Here is a 4923-nt window from a genome sequence, read left to right as displayed (position 1 = left end):
TATATTTTATTTTAATATTAACTTGACCTGTTGATTTTTTAATATGACTTTTAGCTATTAAAATATAATTAATTAGTTTTATATTATAATTTGTTATTTTGACTATAGTTTTATAGATTGCATTAACAGCCTCTAATCCTGTTGCTGATTCTAATTTACTTATTTTTCCACATTTTAATTTTATTGTAGCAATAGATATATTAGAATTTGATTCTACATTAAAATATTTTAATGAAAAGTATTCTGTATTATTATCTTTTTTACTATTAAAAGCTAATGATTCTAAATCATAATCAAATATTTGGCCTTTTTTATCAGCTAATTTAATAAAATTTTTATATAATAAATTAATATTATAAGTATTTTCTTTATATCCCATTAAATCCATATGATATTTTACTGCAGCTCTTCCTGATTTAGAAGTAAGATTAAATTCTGTTTTGTTTAAACCAATATTTTTAGGATTTAATATTTCATAAGTATTTCTATTTTTTATCATTCCATCTTGATGAATTCCAGAAGAATGAGAAAATGCATTACTTCCTACAATAGCTTTATTGATTGATATAGGAATATTACATATTTTACTTACTAATTTACTGGTATAATAAATATTATGGGTGTTTATATTTGTATTAAAATTTATACTTTTTTTTCTTGTATATAATGCCATAATTATTTCTTCTAAAGCACAATTACCAGCTCGTTCTCCTATACCATTAATTGTTCCTTCTATTTGTCTTGCTCCAGCACTTATTGCTGTAATAGCATTACCTACAGCCATACCTAAATCATTATGTGTATGTACCGAAATAATACATTTATTTATATTATCTACTTTATTTTTTAAATTAGAAATTATATTATAATATTCTTGAGGAAATGTATAACCTACTGTATCTGGAATATTAATTGTAGTAGCTCCTGCATTTATTGCTGTTTTTACAATGTAACATAAATTATTAATGGGTGTGCGGCTACTATCTTCACAAGAAAATTCAATATCATCAGTATATTGGCGTGCATATTTAATCATAAATGATATTTTTTCTATTACTTTATTTAAAGTAGTTTTTAACTTTGTAATTATATGTATAGGTGAAGTTGCTAAAAAAATATGGATTCTAAAATTTTTTGTTTTTTTAAGTGATTCATATACCATATCTATATCTTTTTTTTTACACCTTGCTAAACCACATAGCTTACTATTTTTTATAATTTTTGATAATTCTTTAGAAGTTTTATAATCTATTGGAGATGAAATAGGAAATCCAACTTCGATAATATCAATACCCATTTTTTCTAAAGCTAATGCTATTTCTATTTTTTCTTTAGTATTTAAATTAAATTTTAAAGATTGTTCACCATCACGTAATGTAGTATCTAAAAGAATAATTTGTTTTTTCATATAAATATCATCTCTTTAAACAAAATTTTTTCATAAAATTTTGTTTATTAATAATTAAAAATTTTTATATAAAAATGTATTTTATATAAATAAAATAATATATTCTAAGTATAGAAAAAATACTTGTTTTATTAAATTTATTTTAAATAAATAATTAATTTTTATAATTATTTATTTAATTTTATATTTTAAATATTTATAATATAAATTAAATGTAATTAATATTATAAATTAAAATTATTAAAATATTTTATTATTAAATAATAAATTTAAGGTTATTATGTATTTAATAGATAAATTTTATATGATGCGCGCAATTAAATTAGCTAAATTAGGTGTTTTTACTACAACTCCTAATCCTAATGTAGGATGTATTATTGTTAACAATAAAAAAATTATTGGTCAAGGATATCATTTTAAAACAGGTGAACCTCATGCGGAAATTAATGCATTAAAAATGGCAGGAAATAATGCTAAAGGATCAACAATGTATATTACATTAGAACCTTGTAATTATACAAATTTAACACCATCATGTTGTAATGCATTAATTAATGCTCAAATTAAACGTCTTGTAGTAGCAACAAAAGATCCTAACCCTAAAATAAATGGTAAAGGATTGAAATTCTTATATAGTAAAGGTATTAAAATTACAAAAAATATTTTATCAAAAGAAGCACAAGTTATAAATTCAGGTTTTTTTAAAAGAATGTATACAGGTGTACCTTGGATACAATTAAAATTAGCAATATCATTAGATGGGAAAATCGCATTATTAAATGGAAATAGTAAATGGATATCATCAAAAATTTCTAGAAAAGATGTTCATAAATTAAGAGCTAAAAGTACAGCAATTTTAAGTACAAGTAAAACTATAATTAGAGATAATTCTACTTTATTAGTTAAATGGAATAAATTAGATTATAATGTAAAAAAAATTTATCCTAAAAAATTATTAAGACAACCTATTAGGATTATTCTGGATCGGTTAAATAAAATTAAACCTACTGATAAAATAATTTTATCTCCTGGAAAAATATTATTAGTTAAGTCAAAATATACTTTTGATAATTGGCCAAATTATGTAGAACAAATTATTGTTCCTGAAATTAATGGATATTTTGATTTAAAATATTTATTTAAAATTTTAGGAAGTAAAAAAATAAATTCTTTACTTATAGAAGCTGGAAGTACATTATCAGGATTTTTAATTACTTATAATTTAATAGATGAATTAATTATATATCTTACACCTAAATTATTAGGTAATGTAGCATTAAATTTGTGTAATATTAATTCATTTATGAATATTATTAATGTTCCTCACTTTTATTTTAAATACATAAAAAAAATAGGACCAGATTTAAAATTAATATTAAAACCTATTAAATAATTTTTTAGAGGATATAATTATATTATGAAAATTATCGATGAAAATGTTATAGTACCTAATGCATTTATTGCTATTGTTATATCTAGATTTAATACATTTATAAATAAACATTTATTATATGCAACGATTGATACTTTACAAAGAGTAGGTATGGTGCAAGAAAAAAATATAACAATTTGTTGGGTTCCTGGAAGTTATGAAATAGCATCAGTAATACAATTATTAATACAAAAAAATGTGTATGATGGTATAATAGCTATAGGAAGTATTATAAAAGGGGAAACATCTCACTTTAAATATTTATCTCAAGAAGTTTGTTCACAAATATCTAATTTATCAGTAAAAAATAATATTCCAATTTCTTTTAGTATCTTAACAACTGATAATATTGAACAAGCTATCGAAAGATCTGGTATTAAAGTTGTTAATAAAGGTACAGAAGCAGCTATAACTTTATTAGAAATGATTAATATATTTAAATCAATAAAATTATTACATACAAAAAATAAAAAAGGAAGTTAAGTGAAATTTACTTATAGATATCAATCTAGAAAATATGCTTTACAAGCTATTTATTCTTGGCAATTATCTAATAATGATTTTAGTGATATCCAATATTATTTTTTAAATGAATCAATAAAAAATATAAAATATATAGATATTGATTATTTTAATGATTTAATAAATGGTGTAATAGTAAATAGTAATTATTTAGATAATATGATGAAACCATTTTTATCACGAAAATTATTTGAATTGGGACAAATTGAAAAAGCAATATTACGTATTTCAATATATGAATTAATAAATCGTTTAGATGTACCATATAAAGTTGTAATAAATGAAAGTATTCATTTAGCAAAAAGTTTTGGAGGAGTAGAAAATAGTTATAAATTTATTAATGGTGTTTTAGATAAAATGGCAAATAAGTTAAGAATATAATTGAATATTTTATAAAAGTTGCTAAACATATTTATGTTATTAATAAAAGTTTATTTTTATAATGATTTAATAATTAATTATAATTCCTGTTCAATTTTTATTGATATTTTTTCACCTAGAAGAATTTTAATTAATTTTAAATTAAATTTAATTGCATATTTAACACTTTGTGCTGTTAATAATTTATATCTTTTATCCCAATAAACTGGATATTTTTTCCATTGTTGATATGGAATTAAATTTTTTAATCCTAAATATCCGGTCATTTTTGCATTTGGAAAAATATTATTTGAAGATATAACCATAGATGGAGATGCGCATATTGCCCCTATTATTTTATTATTTTTTTTAAAAAATTTTAAATATTTTAATAAAATTTTATTTTTTTGAAAATGTTTTGATGCTTGTAATCCTCCAGGAAGGATAACTGCAGATTTATTATTAATATTAATATTTTTTAAATCATTTAGAAAAATATTACTAATAATTTTAGTACCATGCGCACATTTAATTTCACGTTTGTTATTTATACTTACTAATGTAGTTTTTATATTACTTCTATTTAAAATATCTATAGAAGATATTGTTTCTATATCTTCAACACCATTTGTAATAAATATTAAAACAGATAAATTTTTTTTCATTATATTTACCTTATTATTTTATTTTAAAAAATTCGATTTTATTTATTAATATACAGGAAAATCATTACATAATTTAATTATATTACTTTTTATATATTTAAAATATAAATTTGTATTATTTAATATATTTATAATATACGTTGTTAATATTGTTATTTCTTTTTCTTTAAAACCTCTTTTTGTAACAGCTGAAGTACCTATTCTTATACCAGATGTGATTGAAGGAGGTGCTATATCATCAGGAATACTATTTTTATTAACAATAATATTATAATTTTCTAATAAAATTTGAGCTTCTAATCCTGTTATATTTTTATTAGTTAAATTAAGAATAAACATATGAATATCGGTACCATTAGATACAATTTTATAATTATTTTTTTTAAATATTTTTACCATTAGTTTTGAATTAATTAAAACTTGTTTTTGATATATATTAAAATTATTATTTAATGCTTCTTTAAAAGCTAAAGCTTTAGCAGCAATAATATGCATTAAAGGTCCTCCTTGACTTCCAGGAAAAACTGCTTTATCAA

5 protein-coding genes and 1 pseudogene are annotated in these 4923 nt (G+C 20.3%); 3 read left to right on the top strand and 3 right to left on the bottom strand.

Going from position 1 to position 4923, the window contains the following annotated elements; all coding sequences use genetic code 11:
* Positions 1-1408 (bottom strand): 2-isopropylmalate synthase (gene leuA / locus GJT96_RS00255; RefSeq protein WP_169780261.1); only part of this gene is annotated, 1408 nt, incomplete at its 3' end.
* A 280-nt stretch (positions 1409-1688) separates the two neighbouring features.
* Here leuA and ribD point away from each other — a divergent pair.
* Genes ribD through nusB form a run of 3 tightly spaced genes read left to right on the top strand, consistent with a single transcriptional unit; the run spans position 1689 to position 3743 of the window.
* Entirely contained in the window at positions 1689-2801 is a 1113-nt protein-coding gene (gene ribD / locus GJT96_RS00250; protein ID WP_169780260.1) for a bifunctional diaminohydroxyphosphoribosylaminopyrimidine deaminase/5-amino-6-(5-phosphoribosylamino)uracil reductase RibD, read from the top strand.
* Between the two features lie 24 nt (positions 2802-2825).
* Positions 2826-3323 (top strand): 6,7-dimethyl-8-ribityllumazine synthase, encoded by a 498-nt coding sequence (ribH, locus tag GJT96_RS00245; protein ID WP_169780259.1) that lies wholly within the window; start codon positions 2826-2828, stop codon positions 3321-3323.
* Positions 3324-3743, top strand: a complete 420-nt coding sequence (gene nusB / locus GJT96_RS00240) for a transcription antitermination factor NusB (RefSeq protein ID WP_169780258.1) — start codon at positions 3324-3326, stop codon at positions 3741-3743. It abuts the gene before it with no gap.
* 77 nt (positions 3744-3820) lie between these two features.
* Here nusB and GJT96_RS00235 read toward each other — a convergent pair whose 3' ends face one another.
* Complete coding sequence (locus GJT96_RS00235; RefSeq protein ID WP_169780257.1) at positions 3821-4387, bottom strand: DJ-1/PfpI family protein; 567 nt, start codon at positions 4385-4387, stop codon at positions 3821-3823.
* A gap of 45 nt (positions 4388-4432) precedes the next feature.
* Positions 4433-4923 (bottom strand): annotated as a pseudogene (locus GJT96_RS00230) (serine hydroxymethyltransferase); the annotation flags it as partial.

The sequence above is a fragment of the Enterobacteriaceae endosymbiont of Donacia piscatrix genome, from assembly GCF_012569525.1.
In the GTDB taxonomy this organism is placed as follows: domain Bacteria; phylum Pseudomonadota; class Gammaproteobacteria; order Enterobacterales; family Enterobacteriaceae.
The sequence above is the reverse complement of the archived record's forward strand: the minus strand, read 5'-3'. Positions and strand labels throughout refer to the sequence as shown.

Bases quoted from the DNA above. Each gene is read 5' to 3' on its own strand.
- ribD (WP_169780260.1), top strand. From the start codon at position 1,689: ATGTATTTAATAGATAAATTTTATATGATGCGCGCAATTAAATTAGCT.
- ribH (WP_169780259.1), top strand. From the start codon at position 2,826: ATGAAAATTATCGATGAAAATGTTATAGTACCTAATGCATTTATTGCT.
- GJT96_RS00235 (WP_169780257.1), bottom strand. From the start codon at position 4,387: ATGAAAAAAAATTTATCTGTTTTAATATTTATTACAAATGGTGTTGAA.